Source organism: Mesorhizobium sp. M1365, from assembly GCF_040317865.1.
Taxonomy (GTDB): Bacteria; Pseudomonadota; Alphaproteobacteria; order Rhizobiales; family Rhizobiaceae; genus Mesorhizobium.
On the sequence record NZ_JAMYLG010000002.1, the window covers coordinates 196,750 to 215,189 of the forward strand.

The 18,440-nt window shown below is 63.0% G+C and carries 23 protein-coding genes; 8 read left to right on the forward strand and 15 right to left on the reverse strand.

What is annotated here, in order from left to right; translation table 11 throughout:
* Positions 1-261: 261 nt before the first annotated feature.
* The 3 genes from NKH04_RS03045 (at position 262) to NKH04_RS03055 (ending at position 3,431) form a co-directional block, all read left to right on the forward strand.
* Positions 262-708: a DUF1036 domain-containing protein gene (locus NKH04_RS03045; RefSeq protein ID WP_352489443.1), complete on the forward strand. Its 447-nt coding sequence runs from the start codon at positions 262-264 to the stop codon at positions 706-708.
* Entirely contained in the window at positions 705-2,135 is a 1,431-nt protein-coding gene (pyk, locus tag NKH04_RS03050) for a pyruvate kinase (RefSeq protein WP_352454861.1), read from the forward strand. Before NKH04_RS03045 ends, pyk begins: the two co-directional genes overlap by 4 nt.
* Before the next feature lie 213 nt (positions 2,136-2,348).
* On the forward strand, positions 2,349-3,431 hold the full coding sequence (locus tag NKH04_RS03055) for an NAD(P)H-dependent flavin oxidoreductase (protein ID WP_352471169.1): 1,083 nt from the start codon (positions 2,349-2,351) through the stop codon (positions 3,429-3,431).
* A gap of 79 nt (positions 3,432-3,510) precedes the next feature.
* On the opposite strand, the gene NKH04_RS03060 is transcribed toward NKH04_RS03055, so the two are convergent.
* On the reverse strand, positions 3,511-4,110 hold the full coding sequence (locus NKH04_RS03060) for a tetratricopeptide repeat protein (protein ID WP_352489294.1): 600 nt from the start codon (positions 4,108-4,110) through the stop codon (positions 3,511-3,513).
* A 94-nt stretch (positions 4,111-4,204) separates the two neighbouring features.
* Positions 4,205-4,330, reverse strand: a complete 126-nt coding sequence (ykgO, locus tag NKH04_RS03065) for a type B 50S ribosomal protein L36 (protein ID WP_006327841.1) — start codon at positions 4,328-4,330, stop codon at positions 4,205-4,207.
* 225 nt (positions 4,331-4,555) lie between these two features.
* Between ykgO and NKH04_RS03070 the strand changes: the two genes are divergently transcribed.
* On the forward strand, positions 4,556-4,978 hold the full coding sequence (locus tag NKH04_RS03070; RefSeq protein WP_352817722.1) for a lysozyme inhibitor LprI family protein: 423 nt from the start codon (positions 4,556-4,558) through the stop codon (positions 4,976-4,978).
* 92 nt (positions 4,979-5,070) lie between these two features.
* Here the strand turns inward: NKH04_RS03070 and NKH04_RS03075 are convergent, their stop codons facing one another.
* From NKH04_RS03075 to NKH04_RS03130, 12 genes are all read right to left on the reverse strand, one after another.
* Positions 5,071-6,147 (reverse strand): 5-(carboxyamino)imidazole ribonucleotide synthase, encoded by a 1,077-nt coding sequence (locus NKH04_RS03075; protein ID WP_352831369.1) that lies wholly within the window; start codon positions 6,145-6,147, stop codon positions 5,071-5,073.
* Positions 6,144-6,641, reverse strand: a complete 498-nt coding sequence (gene purE / locus NKH04_RS03080) for a 5-(carboxyamino)imidazole ribonucleotide mutase (protein WP_023678468.1) — start codon at positions 6,639-6,641, stop codon at positions 6,144-6,146. Before purE ends, NKH04_RS03075 begins: the two co-directional genes overlap by 4 nt.
* 124 nt (positions 6,642-6,765) lie before the next feature.
* Positions 6,766-7,599: an anti-sigma factor family protein gene (locus tag NKH04_RS03085; protein ID WP_352831371.1), complete on the reverse strand. Its 834-nt coding sequence runs from the start codon at positions 7,597-7,599 to the stop codon at positions 6,766-6,768.
* Positions 7,596-8,156 carry a sigma-70 family RNA polymerase sigma factor gene (locus NKH04_RS03090; RefSeq protein WP_352817726.1) on the reverse strand — a complete coding sequence of 187 codons (561 nt, stop codon included), beginning with the start codon at positions 8,154-8,156 and terminating at the stop codon, positions 7,596-7,598. The genes NKH04_RS03085 and NKH04_RS03090 overlap by 4 nt, the downstream gene beginning before the upstream one ends.
* A 25-nt stretch (positions 8,157-8,181) precedes the next feature.
* Positions 8,182-8,451, reverse strand: coding sequence for a cupredoxin domain-containing protein (locus tag NKH04_RS03095; protein ID WP_502900047.1), 270 nt, complete (start codon positions 8,449-8,451; stop codon positions 8,182-8,184).
* A gap of 89 nt (positions 8,452-8,540) precedes the next feature.
* On the reverse strand, positions 8,541-9,485 hold the full coding sequence (locus tag NKH04_RS03100) for a metallophosphoesterase family protein (protein WP_352452518.1): 945 nt from the start codon (positions 9,483-9,485) through the stop codon (positions 8,541-8,543).
* A 168-nt stretch (positions 9,486-9,653) separates the two neighbouring features.
* Positions 9,654-10,859, reverse strand: a complete 1,206-nt coding sequence (locus tag NKH04_RS03105) for an aminotransferase class V-fold PLP-dependent enzyme (protein ID WP_352831373.1) — start codon at positions 10,857-10,859, stop codon at positions 9,654-9,656.
* Between the two features lie 23 nt (positions 10,860-10,882).
* Positions 10,883-11,344 (reverse strand): RidA family protein, encoded by a 462-nt coding sequence (locus tag NKH04_RS03110; RefSeq protein WP_352817731.1) that lies wholly within the window; start codon positions 11,342-11,344, stop codon positions 10,883-10,885.
* A 34-nt stretch (positions 11,345-11,378) separates the two neighbouring features.
* On the reverse strand, positions 11,379-12,173 hold the full coding sequence (locus tag NKH04_RS03115) for an amino acid ABC transporter ATP-binding protein (protein WP_352831375.1): 795 nt from the start codon (positions 12,171-12,173) through the stop codon (positions 11,379-11,381).
* A 4-nt stretch (positions 12,174-12,177) separates the two neighbouring features.
* Positions 12,178-12,828, reverse strand: coding sequence for an amino acid ABC transporter permease (locus NKH04_RS03120; RefSeq protein WP_352831376.1), 651 nt, complete (start codon positions 12,826-12,828; stop codon positions 12,178-12,180).
* Position 12,829: 1 nt separating this feature from the next.
* Positions 12,830-13,495 carry an amino acid ABC transporter permease gene (locus NKH04_RS03125; RefSeq protein WP_023678477.1) on the reverse strand — a complete coding sequence of 222 codons (666 nt, stop codon included), beginning with the start codon at positions 13,493-13,495 and terminating at the stop codon, positions 12,830-12,832.
* Between the two features lie 66 nt (positions 13,496-13,561).
* Positions 13,562-14,443 (reverse strand): transporter substrate-binding protein, encoded by an 882-nt coding sequence (locus tag NKH04_RS03130; protein WP_031212143.1) that lies wholly within the window; start codon positions 14,441-14,443, stop codon positions 13,562-13,564.
* Between the two features lie 146 nt (positions 14,444-14,589).
* On the opposite strand from NKH04_RS03130, the gene NKH04_RS03135 reads away from it, so the two are divergent.
* The gene (locus tag NKH04_RS03135) at positions 14,590-15,375 is read left to right on the forward strand and encodes an IclR family transcriptional regulator (protein WP_352471159.1); all 786 of its coding nucleotides are present in this window, start codon (positions 14,590-14,592) and stop codon (positions 15,373-15,375) included.
* Between the two features lie 51 nt (positions 15,376-15,426).
* Here NKH04_RS03135 and NKH04_RS03140 read toward each other — a convergent pair whose 3' ends face one another.
* A complete protein-coding gene (locus NKH04_RS03140) occupies positions 15,427-15,630 on the reverse strand; it encodes a YdcH family protein (RefSeq protein WP_023678480.1) in 204 nt (67 codons plus the stop codon).
* Positions 15,631-15,870: 240 nt separating this feature from the next.
* Here NKH04_RS03140 and NKH04_RS03145 point away from each other — a divergent pair, with 240 nt between their 5' ends.
* The 3 genes from NKH04_RS03145 (at position 15,871) to NKH04_RS03155 (ending at position 18,363) form a co-directional block, all read left to right on the forward strand.
* On the forward strand, positions 15,871-16,050 hold the full coding sequence (locus NKH04_RS03145) for a YdcH family protein (RefSeq protein WP_023678481.1): 180 nt from the start codon (positions 15,871-15,873) through the stop codon (positions 16,048-16,050).
* Between the two features lie 200 nt (positions 16,051-16,250).
* Positions 16,251-17,504 (forward strand): flavodoxin-dependent (E)-4-hydroxy-3-methylbut-2-enyl-diphosphate synthase, encoded by a 1,254-nt coding sequence (gene ispG / locus NKH04_RS03150; protein WP_352831380.1) that lies wholly within the window; start codon positions 16,251-16,253, stop codon positions 17,502-17,504.
* A 4-nt stretch (positions 17,505-17,508) separates the two neighbouring features.
* Complete coding sequence (locus tag NKH04_RS03155) at positions 17,509-18,363, forward strand: transglycosylase SLT domain-containing protein (RefSeq protein WP_352831381.1); 855 nt, start codon at positions 17,509-17,511, stop codon at positions 18,361-18,363.
* Positions 18,364-18,440 lie beyond the last annotated feature (77 nt).

Genomic DNA, 18,440 nt, shown 5'->3' on the forward strand with positions numbered 1-18,440 from the left:
TTTCGGGGAGGGTGGTATCGTCATTCCACGAAGAGAACGCTTGCGCAATGCCGTTGTTTGGCCACGGTTTCTGCCAAAAAACTGAGCAGGGGCGACCGCAAGCGCGCCAGAGCCTTCTAAATCGATTGGAATTGGACAGATCGGCGCGTTGACATGCGTACGGACTTTTCCGAAAAGGGGCGTTGAGAGATGCAAATGTGGTTCTTGAGGGGTTTCAGGATGGGTTTCGCCGGCAGGCTGCGTGTGCGCCACGCCTTGGCCATGCCGCTCCTGGTACCGGCCATGGCTCTTTTCGCGGTGATTTCGGCCTCGCCGGCACGGGCCGATTTCCGGGTCTGCAACGCCACGCAGAACCTGGTCGGTGTCGGCATCGGCTATCGCGCCAAGGCCGGCTGGATCACCGAAGGCTGGTGGCACATCGAAGGATCGAGCTGCAAGACGCTGATCGAGGGACCGTTGTCATCAAGGTTTTACTATCTTTATGCAGAAGACGCCGAGCGCGGCGGACGCTGGGATGGCCCGATCAACATGTGCGTGGCCGAAAAAGAGTTCAAGATCGCCGGCGTTACCGATTGCGTCGCCCGGGGCTTTCAGCGCGCCGGATTCCAGGAATATGACACGGGCGAGCAGGCAAGCTGGATGGTCCAGCTGACTGACGAGCCCGCAACGGATGGCGCTCCAGCCGCCCCGGGAACAAACAGTCAATGAGACGCAGCCGCAAGGTCAAGATCCTCGCCACCATCGGTCCGGCCTCCTCGTCCGAGGAGATGCTGAAGAAGCTGTTCGAAGCCGGCGCCGACGTGTTCCGCATTAATATGAGCCACACCGACCATGAATTGATGCGGACGCTTGTCGGCCGCATTCGTGCCGTCGAGGAGGCGGTCGGCCGGCCGATCGGCGTTCTCGCCGACCTGCAAGGGCCAAAGCTGCGCGTCGGCAAGTTCGCCAACGGCAAAGAGGTGCTGACCGTCGGTCAGACCTTCACGCTCGACGACAATCCCGAGCCCGGCAATTCGACGAGGGTCTACCTGCCGCATCCCGAAATCCTGCGTTCGGTCGAGGCTGGTCATCGCCTGCTGATCGACGACGGCAAGCTCGAGCTCAAGGCGGTCAGCAGCAACGGCAAGGCGATCGTCTGCACCGTCGTCGCCGGCACCACCATTTCCGACAAGAAGGGCGTCAGCCTGCCCGACACCGACCTGCCGGTCGGCGCGCTGACGGAAAAGGACCGCCGGGATCTCGACGCGGTTCTGGCGACCGGCGTCGACTGGGTGGCGCTGTCCTTCGTGCAGCGGCCCGAGGACCTGGCCGAAGCGCGCAAGATCGCACGCGGCCGGGCGCTGATCATGGCCAAGATCGAAAAGCCGCAGGCCGTCGCCCGGCTGGCCGAGATCATCGAGCTTTCGGATGCGCTGATGGTCGCCCGCGGCGATCTCGGCGTCGAGATGCCTCTCGAAGCCGTGCCTGGCATTCAGAAGCAGATCACCCGCGCCGCGCGCCGTGCCGGCAAGCCGGTGGTGGTCGCCACGCAGATGCTGGAATCGATGATCACCGCGCCGGTGCCGACGCGGGCCGAGGTGTCGGACGTGTCGATCGCCGTGTTTGAAGGCGCCGACGCGATCATGCTTTCGGCGGAGTCCGCCGCCGGCGCCTATCCGGTCGAGGCGGTGGCGATGATGAACCGGATCGCCACCAAGGTCGAAACCGACCCGACCTATGCCGGCATTATCAACGCGCAACGCTCGGAACCGGAAGCGACCGGAGCCGACGCGATCTCGCTCGCCGCCCGCGAAATAGCCGAGACGTTGAAGCTGTCGGCGATCATCACCTATACCGCGTCCGGCACGACCGGCTTGCGCGCCGCGCGCGAGCGGCCGCAAGTGCCGATCGTGGCGCTGTCGCCGATCCTCAACACGGCGCGGCGGCTGTCGCTGTTGTGGGGCACGCATTGTGTCGTTTCCCCCGACGCCAGCGACCTCGACGACATGGTCGACCGCGCCTGCCGCATCGCCTTCGATGAAGGTTTCGGCAAGCCGGGCGACCGCGTCATCATCACGGCCGGCGTGCCGTTGAGGACGCCGGGCTCGACCAACATGCTGCGCATCGCCTATGTCGGATCGGAAGTCGGCCGCTAATGTCGGCCGCGGCTGCCGGATAGGCCGGCTGCATGGCGCGTCGTAAACGCGGCGGCCCGGTGCATTGACGGCAGTTGGGCTGCGATCAACGCCGAACTCCGCCAGCTTGCATCAGCCTGTGGCCGGCCGTGAAGCGGTTCGAAGGCCCTATCCGATCTTGAGCTGGAAGTCAGTTAAGGTAATCTCTCCTGGGAGAAAGAGGAGGGTGATCCAATGTGGATGCGCACTGATCTTCTGGAACTCCTCGGCATTGAGCACCCGATAATCCAGGCGCCGATGAGCGGCATCACCACGCCGGAACTGGCGGCGACAGTCAGCAATGCCGGGGCGCTTGGCTCGCTCGGATGCGGCATTCTGCCTGCGGCGGCTATCCGCGAGCAGCTCACGGCGACACAGCACGCCACCAATCGTCCGATCAACGTCAACTTCTTTGCGCACCCGGCGCCGATACACGATGATGCGGCAGCCCAAAGTATGCGAGACCGCCTTCGCGGCTCCTATGAGGAGGTCGGCCTCGGACCGGTGCCCGAGCCGGGCGAGCCCTTCCCCACCTTCGATCGTGAGCGTCTCGAAATTGTGCTCGAGCTGCGCCCCAAGGTGGTCAGCTTCCACTTCGGTCTACCCGACACCGCAATTGTGCAGCAGTTGAAGGCGGCCGGCTGTACTGTCTTGTGTTCGGCCACCACCGTCTCGGAAGCGCGCCAGCTTGAGGCAGGAGGGGTGGACGCCATTATCGCCCAGGGATACGAGGCGGGTGGGCATCGCGGCACATTCACTGGCGACCCTGCTATCGGCACAGCCGGCACTATGGCACTCGTACCGCAGATTGTTGATGCCGTGCGGGTGCCTGTAATTGCCGCCGGCGGTATCTTCGACGGTCGCGGCATTGCTGCCAGCTTTGCACTTGGTGCATCTGGTGTGCAGATCGGCACGGCTTTCCTGGCCTGTCCTGAAGCCAATGTGCAGCCAGTCTATCGCGTAGCATTGCGCTCGGCCAACGACGAGAGCACGTCGGTGACTCGCTGCTTCACTGGCCGCCCAGCGCGCGTGGTGCGCAACCGGTTTGTGATGGAAATGGCTGGTGAGGAAGATGCAGCGTTGGCGTTTCCGCTGCAGGCGAGTCTGGTCATGCCGCTTTCGATGGCAAAGGATGAAAGCAAGCGGGCTGACTTCTTGCCCACTTGGGCCGGGCAGGGCGTTGCGAAGCTGCGGGAGATGCCGGCCGCCGCCCTTGTGGAGAAACTCGTCACAGAAGCAAACGGCATAGATCGGGCCTATAGGGGAGTAGGGGAGTAGGGGAGTAGGGCGCATGTGTTCCACAGTGCAATCTGCACCTCTCACATACTACCCTATTCCCCCTACTCCCTTACTGGTCTCAAATGCCTTCGCCGGCAAGCTCCTCGGAAAGTGCGGCGACCTGGTCCTGGGCGCTGCGCATCATTGGGTAGATGCCGAGCACGCGCTGCCAGGCCTCAAGTGCCGACTGCTTGTGGCCGGTTTCGGCCATGATCTGAGCCAGGCCCGAAAGCGCGCCGAAATGGCGTGGTTCGAGCTGCAGGGTGCGGTCGATGTCCGCCATCGACTTCCCGTAGTTCTTCATCATGAAATGAACAGTGGCGCGCCGGTTCCAGCCTTCCGCATAGGTCGGCTGCAAAGTCACAACCTGATCGAGGAAATCGAGTGCAACATCGAATTTCTGGTTTTCGATCGCCTTCTGCGACCATTGCATCATCAGGTCGATAGAGGCGCTGCCCGACTGGGACCACTCGCTGCCGATCCGTCCGGCGATGCGCTCGGCCGCCTTTTCATTGCGTTCGCGCTTGAGATCGGCAAACAGCTGATCGAGCCGCGCCTGTTTCGTCTTGACGACCGGAGGTGCTGCCGGCGGAGTTGTGGTCGGATCTTCAGCCCACGCCGGCAGCGAGACAGCGCCGGAAACGAGGAAGGCCGTGAAAAATGCAAAAAGAATCCGCATCGCGGGAATCTAGCCCCCGACGCCGGATCGTCAAACTGAATTTAGCGTGAGAGTCGTATCATGCGAACGGAGGCGCGCAGCCTCCGTCGAAAACTCAACCCTGGCGCGCCTTGTAGCGCGGCGCGGTCTTGTTGATGATGTAGACGCGGCCCTTGCGACGAACCAGCTGGTTGTCGCGGTGACGCGCCTTCAACGCCTTGAGCGAATTCTTGATTTTCATGGTCTTGCCCGTCGGTCTGGGCCCGGTCACGGGCCGAATTATTAAGGCGCGCCCACAGACGCGCCTTTGAACTGTGCGTGGCTCATAGACGAGGAGCGTTGCCCGTGTCAACCGCAAGCGCGTTGCCTAAACGATACGGACCGTTTCGTATCATCAAATATCCGTCACTGGCGTTGCGCAGGCTTGAGACGGCTGGAATGATGCGGTTGCGAATTGGAGATCGTCATGCGCCGAATTCTTGTGTCCGCCTGTCTTGTCGTCCTCGCGGCAGGTTCTGTTGCCTATGCGCAGGAATGCGACCGCAACGACGACAGCCAGCAGATGATGAACATCTGCGCCGACGCGGACTACAAATCCGCCGACGCCAAGCTCAACAAGGCCTACCAGGAAATCATCGGCGGAACTGACGCAAAAGCCAGGAAGCTGTTGCAGACGGCGCAGCGCGCCTGGATCGCTTTTCGCGACGCGGAATGCAGCTATTCGGCCGCGGACAGCGAAGGCGGCTCGATCTATCCGATGCTGATATCGGAATGCCTGACGCGGCTGACCGACGATCGCACCAAGCAGCTCACCGCCGATTCGACCTGCGCGGAAGGCGATGTTAGCTGCGCCAGCCCCGACGAGGACGAGAGCGGCGAAATCCAGTAAGCGTAGGTTCTAACTTTGTGTTTGAGCATGATCTTTTCCGAAATCCGGATTCCACTTTTCGCTAGCGCGGACCTTCGGTTCGGGATCATGCTCTAGCTGCGGCGGCTCACGCGCGTAAAATGGCCCATCTTGCGGCCGGGCCGCGCCTCGGCCTTGCCATAGAGGTGCAGCATCAGATCGGGCTCGGCGAGTAGCTCAGGAACGCGCCTGACATCGTCGCCGATCAGGTTTTCCATCACGCAGTCGAACTGCCGGGCGGGATTTCCCAGCGGCAGGCCGGCGACGGCGCGGATGTGCTGCTCGAATTGCGAGATGGTGCAGGCGGCCTCCGTCCAGTGGCCGGAATTGTGGACGCGCGGCGCTATCTCGTTGGCCAACAGCGAACCGTCGGCAAGGACAAAGAATTCGACGCCGATGACGCCGACATAGTCGAGCGCTGCAAGGATCTCTGCCGCCGCCGTTTGAGCCGCAGCCGCCGTCTCGGATTTTACTCCGGCCGGCAGCGTCGAGCTGTGAAGAATACCGTTGCGATGGACATTCCACGCTGGATCGTAGGCGGCGAGCGAGCCGTCGCTGCCGCGCGCGGCGATCACCGAAATCTCGCGCTCGAAGGTGACGAAGGATTCCAGGATCAACGGCACGTTGCCCATCGCCTCGCAAGTGCCGGCAAAGCCGCCTGTTTCCATGTTGCGGAAGACACGCTGGCCCTTGCCGTCATAGCCCATGCGGCGCGTCTTCAATATGCCGCTGCCGTTGAACTGTTTCAGCGCAGCCGTCAGTTCCTCGTCATTGTCGACGGGGCTGAAATCCGCGGTCGGTATGCCGGTGCCGTTGAGGAATTTCTTTTCCGCCAGCCGGTCCTGCGCCACTTCCAGTGCGCGTGCCGGCGGATAGACCGGCACCGTAGAGGCAAGTGCCGCGGCGGCCGCGACCGGTACGTTCTCGAATTCATAAGTAACGACGGCACTGGCCGCAGCCAGCTCGCTAAGCGCGGCCGCGTCGTCATAGGCGGCGACGATCTGCCGGTTGGCGACCTGTGCCGCCGGGCAATCCGGCTGCGGCTCCAGCACGACGATGCGGTAGCCGAGGCGGGCCGCGGCCATCGCCAGCATGCGGCCAAGCTGGCCGCCGCCGATGATGCCGATGCTCGATCCCGCCGGCAGGCTCACGGCGCGTCCGTGGGCTCGGCGGCCACCTTGGCGGTCTGCGCGGCGCGCCAGCTATCCAGCCGGGCGGCGAGCTTTTCGTCGCTCAGCGCCAGCACCGCGGCGGCCAGAAGGGCAGCGTTGGCGGCGCCGGCCTTGCCGATGGCCAAAGTGCCGACCGGAATGCCGGCCGGCATCTGCACGATTGATAGCAGCGAGTCCTGGCCCGACAGCGTCTTTGATTCCACCGGCACGCCGAACACCGGCAGCGGCGTCATCGCCGCCGTCATGCCGGGCAGATGCGCCGCACCGCCGGCACCGGCGATGATCACCTTGTAGCCGGCCGCCTTGGCGCCCTTGGCGAAGTCATAGAGCCGGTCGGGCGTGCGGTGGGCCGAGACGATCAGCCGCTTGTGCGGAATTCCAAGCGCCTCCAGCGTTTCGGCGGCGTGGCGCATCGTCGCCCAGTCGGACTGGCTGCCCATGATGATGGCGACGTCGGCGCGGTGATCGTCCAAGCTTCTGCTCTCCGGCGGCAAAAGCGCGCATTAGCTGAAATCGAGGGGAGCCGCAAGGATGGCCGGAAACGGCAAAGCCGCTTGTGCCGTCTCCGTGGCTACGCACATGGACAGGGTCGGTCTGTCATCGGGCGGCCGCTGCTCGGAAGCGGTTGACGAAGTCGTCAAGTTCAGGCCGTTCGGTATCGGAAATCGCCCAGTAGGAAAAGGCGCTGTCGCTCCAGTGGACCAGCGAGAAGCCACCAGCAGAAAGATCGACCGGTCCGGCTGTCGAGCCGGTTTCCTCGGGCGCGGCGACGAGAGTGATCAGGTGCTCGCGGTGCCTGTAGACCAGTGCCGGCACTGGCTGGTCGGCGATCACCTCGACCCGGCCGCCGAGCAACGCGAAGCCGTCACTGGCAAGGTCAGGTGCCGGCGGCGACAGGCCGACCCTGCCATCCAGCCAGGGTTTGACCGTGTGCCGGTCCGACGAGACGACGTCCACGGGGCTGGCTGCCAGCAGGCTGCGGCGATGGCCGCTGGCGACCGCGGCGGCAAAGCTGTCGGGCGCCCTGCTCAGCATCATCCATTGCGTCGCACCGCTGGCCAGCACGGCGGTAACGATGATCGACGCCGCCAGCGCGCGCCAGTCGAACGCGCCAAATCGGTGCACCGCTCTGTGTGCCGGCGGCACTCGAGCGACGGGCGCCGGCGCCGGCAGCACTTTCTCCGTACCGGCTGTCCCGATTGCAGCGATGCGAGCCTTGAAATCCTCACGGACATCGAGCCTCGGCAGCCCGCTGACGACCGTCTGCAGCGCAGCGATGCGGGCATGCTCGGCGGCGAGCGCCGGATCGGCCGCGATGCGTCGCTCGACAGCCAATGCTGCTGCTGCGTCGAGCTCGCCATCGACCAAGGCATGGATCATCAGCTCCACGCCCGCCGGGTCATCGGGCAGTCCATCGTTGTGCGCGCTCATGGCGCCCTCCCAAGTTGGGATATCAGCAGACCGCGCGCCCTCGCCAGTCGCGACATCACCGTGCCTAGCGGCACGCCAAGCAGCGTCGCGATCTCGCGATAGCTGAGGCCGTTGATGTCGCGCAGCACCACAGTCTCGCGAAATTGGTGCGGCAGCGCGGCGATCGCCGCCTCGAGTGCGGCCGTGTCGGCCTTGGCGATCAGGCTTGCCTCAGGACTATCCGTATCCGGCAGGCCGGCGCCATATGCAGCCGTCATGTCATCGAGGTCGCTCAGGTCGCCGACGGCGACGATACTGCGCGGCCGGTTGCGCGCCAGCCAGGAGTAAGAGGCGTTGCGCACGATCGCCAGCAGCCAGGCGCGCGCATTGCCGCCGGCATAGCCGGCGATGCCCGCATGCGCCTTCAAACAGGCCTCCTGCACCACATCCTCCGCGTCGGCGGCGTTGCCGGTCAGCCAGCGGGCAAGCGCAAGCGCATCCGCGAGATGGGGCAGAACCACCTCGCGAAAGCGCTCGGTCGCGGCCTCTTGGTTCAACACCGTCGCATCGCCCGGCATCCCGGGCAGAACCTTCCGAAAATCCTCACGGAGCGACGGTGATCCTGCCCTGCATGTGCGGGTGAAGCCCGCAGAAATAGGCATAGTCGCCCACTTTGGTGAAGGTGAAGGCATATGTGTCACCGGTGTCAAGCGCCTTGGAGCGAAACGAGGCATCGTTGGCGACCACCAGATGCGGGATGTCGTCGTCATTCTCGAAGGTCACGGTAGTGCCCTGCTTTACCGTCAGCACCGCCGGCGTGAAGGCAAAGTTCTCGATCTTGACCATTGGCTGGCCTGCTGCGTTCAGTGGCATGGCAACCATTATCAGGATCGCCGCCAAACCGAACGTGACAGGGGATACGACCAAGACGCGGGATGGGAAGCGGATCATCGCATTTCCCCTCAGGCCAGCGTGCTGTCGATGATGGCGAGGTCCTGCCCGCCTTGCTTGACTGTCACGCTGCTTGTGCCGAGCAGGCTGCGCAACTGGCCGGCAGGTACCGTCATCGGCCCGGGTGAGGCTGCGGTGCCCGGCGCCGGTTGCGGGAAAGCGGTCGAGCGCGCGGTATGAAAGGTAACGTTGCCTTCGACCTTCTGCATGATCTGGTGGATATGGCCGTTGAGTACGGTGACAGAGCCGAAGCGCTTGAGCAGCGCCAAGGCCTGCGCCGCGTCGTCGGTGCCCCAGCCCCATTCGGGATAAACAGCCCATAGCGGGATATGGGCAAAGACGACGATTGGCGTCGAGGCGGTGACCGCCTTCAGATCATCGGCCAACCATGCCAACTGGTCGGCGCCGAGATTGCCCAGCCCGCCAGCCTTCAGGTTGACGACGTTGACCAGCCCGATGAAATGGACGCCGTTCTGGTCGAACGAATACCAGCCAGCGCCCTTGGTGCCCTTGCCGTAGCGGTCGAGATAGGCCTGGCCATTGCCGTCATCGATCAGGTCGTGCTCACCGGGCACATAATGCACGTCGAAGCCTGCGCCGCCGATGATCTGGGCAGCGTTGTCGAACTGCGCGGCTTTCGACAAATGGGTGATGTCGCCGGTGTGGATCATGAAAGCGGGCTTTTGCGGCAACGCCTGGATCTTGCCGATGGCCTCCTTCAGCGTGTCGATGGCGTGCGGGTTGGCAGCCTTGTCGAAGCCGATGTGGCTGTCGGAGATCTGGAGGAAAGTGAAGCCGGTGGCCAAGGCCTCGGCGGCTTGCGACGCACCGAGCAGGCTGAGCGAGACCGGCACGCCGGCCGAAATTGTCCACAGCACTCCCGTGCCGGCCCAGATCATGCATTCCAGTGCATGACGGCGGCTGATGCCGTCAGCTTCATTGTCGTGGTGGTGGATCATACCGGTCTCCTGCACGCCGGAAATGGCGTCTGTTTGGGAGACCAATGGGCGGGGTGGTTTATTCCGCCCGAAGACTAAAAGTTCATTCACACTGCCGTGATGGCGCACTGGCCCGATGCGAAGCCGGTGCTGGAAGGCACTGGCTCGACCACGCTCTGGCGATGTCTAGTCCGGCCAGCGCAGCGCTCCGGCGGACTGCTTGCGAGCGGGTTTCATCGCATCGGTGGGCCGATCGGCAGCAATCAATACCGCCCGCAGGCGTTCGGCAACGATCTCCGCCTCGCCGGGATGGAGATTGCACGGATCAAGGAAGAAGTGACCGCGCTCGACCTCGTGGTTGCGCACGATCACGGGCGGCGAACCCGCCGCAAGCGCCGAGGCGAGGCCGGCGGCGGTGAAGCGGCTTTCCGGCGCAACAAACACCTGCAGGCGGTCGAGAGGATTTCCGGTCGGATCTGGAATGATACGTGCCTCGATGCCAGGCAGGTCCTGCAATGCGGTTTGCCACAGATGCAGTGCGGCTTCTTCCCGCTGGCGAATGCCGGCATGGTCGCGCCGCTCCCAGGCTTCCAGGGCCGCCATGGTGCCGGCAATGCTCTCCTTGCCGACCTTCATGGCGCGCGCAACGCCGCGGTTCTGGAGATAGGCGGCCCGTACCAGATCCTTGCGGCCGGCAACGATGCCGCTTGTCGGCCCTGAGAGAAATTTGTGCCCGCTGTAGACAACAATGTCGGCGCCGCGCGCCAGAAAGCCATGCAAATCGTATTCCGAGGCGGCGTCGACGATCACCGGCACGCCCTTGGCGTGGCAAATCTCGCAGAACTCCTCAAGCGAGAGCATGCCGTATTGCACGGTGTGGTGCGCAACGACGTAGAGGGCTGCCGCCGTCCGGTCCCGGATCGCCTCGGCAACATGATAATCCTGGGTGACGCTGACCGTGCCGGCAGGCACTGCCTTGGCTCCGGCAAGCCGGATCGACTGGTCGATCGGCGCGCCGTAATTGACGATGTGACCAAGCTGAACGATGACCTCCGATTTGAGGCCCTCGGTGTCGTCCGGCAGCCGCTCGATCGCAAGAAGGCTGGTCCCGGTCATCGCGCCGGCAATTGCCATTGTTATGCCGCTGGCGCAGCATGCGGTGATGAAGCCGGCCTCGCCGCCGGTAAGGCGTGCAATCACCCTACTTGCGGCGCGCTGCAGATCGTCCATCTCGACCCATTGCGAGGCCATTTCCGACATTGCGGCAATCGCTTCTGGCACGATGATCGAAGCACCGAGTGCCGTCATCGTGCCGGAGACATTGATGATTGGGCGAAGGCCAAGTCGTTCGCGGATTGTCGTGTTGGAACGGTCAGCGGCATAGGTCGTCATCTCTGTAGATCCTGTTTAAGATTTCAGGCGGCGATCTCGACGACCGCCTCGATTTCAACTGTGATGTTGCCCGGCAGCGAGCCGACACCGATCGCGGAACGGGCATGTCCGCCAAGCGTATCAAAGACGGCCGCGAAAAGATCGGAACAGCCGTTCACCACCTTGGGGTGCTCGCTGAATGTCGGCGTCGCATTGACAAAGCCAAGCAGCTTGACGACGCGCACGATGCGGCCGAGGTCGCCGGCCGCCGCATGCATGACGGCGAGCAGGTTCAGGCCGGTCAGACGCGCATGCCCGTAGGCCTCTTCAACGCTGACATCCTCGCCGACCTTGCCGGTGCAGAGCGCGCCATCGGCGCGCAACGGCCCCTGGCCGGAGAGGAAGATCAGCCGTCCGCTCTCGGCATAGGTGACGAAGTTGGCGATGGGCTTCGGCGGCTCGGGCAGTGTCAGGCCCAATTCCGCGAGCCGGGTGTAAGGCGTCATAAAAGCTCCTTGCGACAGCTTTCGCCGTCCGATGTCAAAAATGCGAGGCGCGAAACCGCGCCAGAAAACTGCGAAGGCGTTCATTGTCGAACCCCGCCGCCAGAATCTCGGCGGGTGGTCCGACGGCACTGACGCCGCCATCCGCCATGAAAACGATGCGGCTCGATGCGTCGCGCGCAAAAGCCATTTCATGTGTGACCATCAGCATCGTCATGCCGTCTTCGGCGAGGCTGCGCACGACCTCGAGCACCTCGCCAACCAGTTCGGGGTCGAGCGCCGAGGTTATCTCGTCGAGAAGCAATATCTTCGGCTCCATCGCCACGGCGCGGGCGATGCCGACGCGCTGCTGCTGGCCGCCGGAAAGCTCGGCCGGCAGACTGTCGGCTTTGTGGGCGAGGCCTACGCGGCTGAGCCAGTGCTCGGCAATGGTGCGGGCCTCGGCATTGCTCTTGCCGCGCACCTTGCGCAGGCCAAGCATGATGTTGCCGGCCGCAGTCAAATGCGGAAACAGATTGAAGCTCTGGAACACCATTCCGGTCTCGGCTCGCATCGCCGCCAGGTCGCGCTCGCTGCGTCGCTGGCGTGTTCCCGTCTCGCGATAGCCGACTTCTTTGCCGTCGATACGGATCGAGCCGCTGTCGTAGCTCTCCAGGAAGTTGACGCAGCGCAGTAGCGTGGTCTTGCCGCTGCCGGAGGGGCCGATGATAGTCACGACCTCGCCGCGTGTCACTTGCAGGCTGACGGAGCGCAGGACCTCGACGGATCCAAAGGCTTTGGAAACCTCGGTGACATCGAGAAGTGCCGGATTCTGCTGCGAGGCATTGGACATCGTGCTATTCCCGGATGAAGGAGAAACGCCGCTCCAGGCGCCGGCTGGCCAAGGAGAGGGCGTAGTTGACGGCGAAGTAGACGAGCGCACCGAGAATGTAGAGCGGCATCGCCTCATAGGTGCGGCCGATGACCTGGTTGATAGCCTGCATGAGGTCGGTGATGCCGAGCAGCGAGACCAGCGCGCTACCCTTTACCGCGTCGGTGACGCCATTGATCCAGGGTGGCAGGAAACGCCTGAACGCCTGCGGAAAAATGACGTAGGCCAGCCGCTGGCGAAAGGTCAGTCCGATCGCCAGCGCCGCCTCGGACTGACCCTTGGGAATCGAGCCGACAGCGCCCCTGAGATACTCGACCACTTGTGCGGTCTTGAAGAGGGTGAGGGCGAACACGGCCGCCCAAAAGGATTCCAGATGCAGCCCCACCGCGGGCAGGCCGTAATAGACGAAGAAGATCAGCACCAGGATCGGAATGCCGCGGATGGTGTCGCTGAAGATGCGCACTGCCCAGCGCAGCGGAGAAGGACCATAGACAAGGCCGACACCCATCAGCACGCCGGCGATGAGCGATAACACCACGACCAGCAGCGACACCCACAAGGTTACGGCAAAGCCTTCGGCGAGGAACGGCAAGGCGTAGATGATCTGGCTCAGCATGTCAGCGCGCCGCCTTGAACCGGCGCTCGACGAGCCGCAGCGCGAAAAGCAGCGTGTAGCCGGTCAACAGGTACATTGCCGTCACCACCAGATAGACTTCGACAATGCGGAACGTGTTGAAGTTGATCCACTGGGCGCCATAGGTGAGTTCGGGTACCGAGATGACCGACGCCACGGACGTATCCTTGAAGAGCGATATGAATGTGTTGGAAAGCGCCGGCAGGGTTATGCGCAGCATCGTCGGCAGGCGCACATCGAGCAGCCTTTGCCATGGTGTCAGGCCGATTGCCTTGCCGGCGTCGAGCTGACCGCGCGGCACCGCCTCGAGCCCCGAGCGAAACACCTCGACCAGGTAGGCGCCGCTGTAGAGCGACAGCGTGGCAATGAATGAGGTTTGCGCGCTGTAGGCAATGTCGACCACCGTCGGCAAGCCGTAGAAGACCAGATAGACGAGCAGGATCAGCGGCACGTTGCGGATGAACTCGACATACCCCGCGATGATGGTCCGCACCGCACGTCCGGCCGACACGTACCAGACCGCCAGAACGAGCCCGATGACGATGCCGATCGCGATCGAGATGACGGCCAGTTCGAGGCTTAGCAGCAGTCCGCCCCAGAGCTTGTCGAAATGCCGCCAGATAAGGTTGAAGTTGAGAGTATAACCCATGCGTCCTCGTCATGGAGGGCTGTGATGAGAGAAGGCGGATGGACGTTGTCCTTCCGCCCGCTTGCATCAAATGACTGGGAAACCGGGATGGCGCGCCGGCGGCTCCTGTCCGAAATAATCCTTGAACGCAGCGTCGTAGAGTGCCGTTTCATGACCGAACATGGCGATGGTGAAGGTCTGGTTGACGAAGGTCAGCCAGTCGAGGTCGCCCTGCCGAAGCGCGGCACCATAAAGCATTGAGAACCAGCTCTTGCCGGCATCGAAGTATTTGTCCGGATTGCGCGAGGCGAGCCAGCGCACCGTTGACAGATCGACCGCGGCGGCGTCGACGCGCTTCGATTCCAGGGCCTGCAGCACGTTGGCCTGCGTGTCTATCTGCATCACCTGCGACTCCGGCAGGACGATATGCACGTTAGCCTCGGCATCGACATTTTGCAGGATGGAAATCCGCGTCGCCGAACCGCCGGCAAGCAGCTTGTCGAAGGTCTTGTTTTCGGCGTTCGGAAGGGTCAGCAAGGCGATGCCTTCGACGTAGTAGGGTCGGGAGAAGTGGATCAGCTGCGAGCGCTGGGCGGTCATGGTCATGAACTGGATGGTGATGTCGACCTTGTTGGTGGTCACGTTCGGAATGCGCTGAGCCGGATCCTGCATGACGAATTCCACTTTGGTCGGATCGTCGAAAAGCCCCTTGGCGAGAATGCGACCCATGGTGATGTCCATGCCCACCAGTTCGCCGGCGTCGTTCTCGAAATGCCAGGGCGCATTGGTGCTGCCGGTGCCGACGATCACCTTGCCGCGCTCGAGGACGGTGCGCAGCAGGCTGTCCGGCGCTGCCTGGGCCGCCGCTTTCTGAACGTCGACCGCGGTAGCGGCGCTCATCACTCCGGCCGTTGCAAGCCCGGCCATTCCCAGTTTCAGAAATTCACGCCTTTTGGATGTGTCGTTCACGGCGACCTCCTTTCGTGTTGTGTTCCCCTTTGGAGCAGCAGTACAGGCATCGGTTGCAACTGACGTCATTGTCCCTTACAAGAGACGCCTGTACTCTGTACAAGACAGATTAACATCAGGGATCGATAATGCAAGAAGGTAATGCCTTGGCCGCTCGACCGGACGCCGGTCTGGACGAAGACAAGAACTCGGCTTCTCGGGAGAAGGGCCTCAACCGGGTCCTCCAGATTTTGGAGTTTCTTCACGCGACCCAGCGCGCGATCGGCATCGGCGATCTTGCCAAGGGGGTAAACGCGCCGCGTTCGACGACTTATACGCTTGTGCGCTCGCTGGTCGACGCAGGTCTGCTGGAAATGGCCGGAGACGGCAATCGGGTTTATTTCGGAAAGAAGCTCTATCTCTACGGAATGGACTATGTGCGGGGCAACGACCTGCTCAGGCGAGGGCGCCAAGAAGTCGACCATCTGTCACGCGAGACCGGCGAGACCTCGGAGTTGTGCATGCTGCAAAGCGGCCGCTACACCATCGTCCATTCAAGCCCGGGGACGAGGCCATTCCGGATCAGCTCGGCGACCGGTCTGCAAATACCGCTCCCCTGGACAGCTTCCGGGCGACTGCTCCTCGCCGGCTTCGACAGGGCAGCGATCGAGGATATGGTCTCCGAGGACGATCTCGTGCTGCCCGACGGCCGCAGATTGCAACTCGACGATTTCATAGACGACATCGCCGTCGCCAAGTCGGCCGGCTACTGCGTCACCTCCGGCCTTGTCGATGCCTACACCAAATGCCTGGCCGCGCCGGTCTTCTCAGCGCCGGGCAGGGTCGAGGCGACGATGTGCCTGGTGGTTCCGATCGATACCTCGACCGAAAAGACCGACGACCTGATAGCGTTGTTGCGCGAGCGCGCCGCACGGCTTTCGATCGCGGCATAACCGCTTTTCCAGCAAGCCGGCGCCGGCGTTCGTTCAAGCAATGGCGTTCGTTCAAGCAATAATATCTGGAATGATCTTGTCTTCCAGCGCCATCAGCCTGTCCTTCAGGAAAAGCTTCTTTTTCTTCATGCGCTGGATTTGCAGCGGGTCGCAATTCATGGCGATCATCGCATTGATGGCCGCGTCGAAATCGGCGTGTTCCTGCTTCAGCCGGGAATATTCGAGGCGGATATCTGCCTGTTCCTGATCGGACATTTTTTACCGTCTGCACGTCTGCGGCGCCCAAACTATGGGCCTGATTGGGCGGGACCGGGCCTTCTTGCACCGGCGCGCAGCCCATATCACATTTCATATTGGCGTGGAATGCTACCACGCAGCATTCGACATCGGTGCGCGATGGTGGCACACTGTCATTATGCCGTCATAGAAGCGAGCCTGCGGTGGACGTGCCATGACGGCTGCAATCCGAGGAAACCATGAAAGGGAGAACCAATCATGTCTCTTGCATCCCATCTTGATGAGCTGCAGCGGAAACACGGCGACATCGAACGCGAAATCGATGATGCGATGACCCATCCATCGGTAGACGACCTCGAAATCGTGAATCTCAAGCGGCGCAAGCTGGCGCTCAAGGACGAGATTGAAAAACTGAAGGCGAAACCGACGACGCACTGAAGCCCTTCCAGGACTAGAAGCGCCGCCCGGCGCGCGATCTTTCCGGTGGCATCGCTATGCTACCGGAAACGTTCGTGGATTTGCGGCAAGCTGCCGTCTTGTCATTTCCGATTTGCTGGGCCTGCGCGCCAGTCGCCATTGACAAGCCATCTTTGCTCCTCCACCTCATGCCCGGACCTTCAAGATTAAAGGCAGCCGGCATGACCGGATATTTTTCCTCACCCTTCCCACGCCGCAGGTCGGTCGGTGTCGATGTCGGCGGCGTGATGGTCGGCGGCGGTGCGCCGGTCGTCGTACAGTCAATGACCAACACCGATACGGCCGATGTCGACCAGACGGTCGCGCAAGTGGCGGCGCTGCATCGTGCCGGCTCCGAGATCGTGCGCATAACCGTCGATCGCGACGAAAGCGCTGCGGCCCTACCGGCTATCCGCGAGCGGCTGGAACGGCTCGGCATCGACGTGCCGCTGGTCGGCGATTTCCACTATATCGGCCACAAGCTCCTGGCCGACCACCCGGCCTGTGCCGAGGCACTGGCCAAATACCGTATCAATCCCGGCAATGTCGGCTTCAAGGACAAGAAAGACCGGCAGTTCGCGGCGATCGTCGAGATGGCGATCAAATACGACAAACCGGTGCGCATCGGCGTCAATTGGGGTTCGCTTGACCAGGAGCTGCTGACCCGGCTGATGGACGACAACCAGGCCCAGGGCTTTCCGCTGACGGCGCAGGAAGTGACGCGCGAGGCAATCGTGCAATCGGCGATCCTGTCGGCCGGAATGGCCGAAGAGATCGGCCTTGCGCGCGAGAAAATCATCCTGTCGGCCAAGGTCAGCGGCGTGCAGGATCTGATCGCCGTCTACACCGAGCTTGCCACCCGATCCGACCATGCGCTGCACCTCGGCCTGACAGAGGCCGGCATGGGCTCGAAAGGCATCGTCGCCTCGTCCGCTGCCATGGGCATCCTGCTCCAGCAAGGCATTGGCGACACCATCCGCATTTCGCTGACGCCGGAGCCGAACGGCGACCGCACGCGCGAGGTGCAGGTGTCGCAGGAACTGTTGCAGACCATGGGCTTCCGGCAGTTCGTGCCGATCGTCGCCGCCTGCCCGGGCTGCGGCCGCACAACCTCGACCGTGTTCCAGGAGCTTGCCCAGAACATCCAGGCCGACCTGCGCAAGAACATGCCTGTGTGGCGCGAACAATATCCCGGCGTCGAGAACCTCAAGGTCGCGGTGATGGGTTGCATCGTCAACGGTCCGGGCGAATCCAAACATGCCGATATCGGCATTTCGCTGCCCGGCACCGGTGAGACACCGACCGCCCCGGTGTTCGTCGACGGCAAGAAGGCGGCGACCCTGCGCGGCCCGTCGATCGCCGCGGATTTCGAAAAAATGGTTTCCGACTACATCGAACGGCGGTTTGGGCAACACGGCAAAGCCGCGGCGGAGTAGTTCGATGCGGCGTTTGCTTGGGGCGACGCTGGTTGTCATTTGCGGGCTGGGCTGGGCGACAGCCGTCCAGGCCGATCCGCCGCGGCCCGCCAAGCAGAAGCTGATTGATCGAGTTTGCGATCTTATCGAGACGCATGCCGACCAGAATGGCCTGCCCCGGGATTTCTTTGCCCGGCTGATCTGGAAGGAAAGCCGTTTCGATCCCAATGCGGTCAGCCCCGTCGGCGCCGAGGGTATCGCCCAATTCATGCCGGGCACCGCCAGGATGCGCGGGCTCGCCAATTCCTTCGACATCGAACAGGCGATCCCGGCCTCGGCAAAATACCTCGCCGAAATGAAATCCGGTTTCGGCAATCTCGGCCTCGCCGCCGCCGCCTACAATGCCGGCGAGAGCCGGGTGACGCGCTGGCTGAATTCCGGCGGCTTCTTGCCGATGGAGACCGAAAGCTACGTTCTGGACGTCATGGGCGAGCCGGCCGACAACTTCACCAATACCGCCTACGCCGGCGTCATCCGGCCGCTCGACAAGAAGGCGAGTTTCGCTGCCGCTTGCCGCGAGCTGCCGGTGATCATGTCCAGAACCGTGCCGATGTCGTCGATCAACATCAAGCCGTGGGGCGTGCAGGTGGCCGGCAATTTTCGCCGCGCCGCGGCGCTCAACCAGTGGCTGAGAGTGAAAAGCCGGTTCCCGGCACTGCTTGCCGGCCACGATCCGGTGGTCAGCCGGGTCCGCACACCGATCGGCAGGCGCGGCATCTATGCCGTGCGGATCGGCGCCGATAGCAGAGCCAAGGCCGACACGATCTGCGACAAGCTGCAAAGCGTCGGCGGCGCCTGCATCGTGGTGCGCAACCGGTAAAGCCATATGTCGGTGCGTTTTGCGCCATTGCTGCCCATCTCGCTCCCCGTGGGCACTTCGTCCTCGATACGTGAATC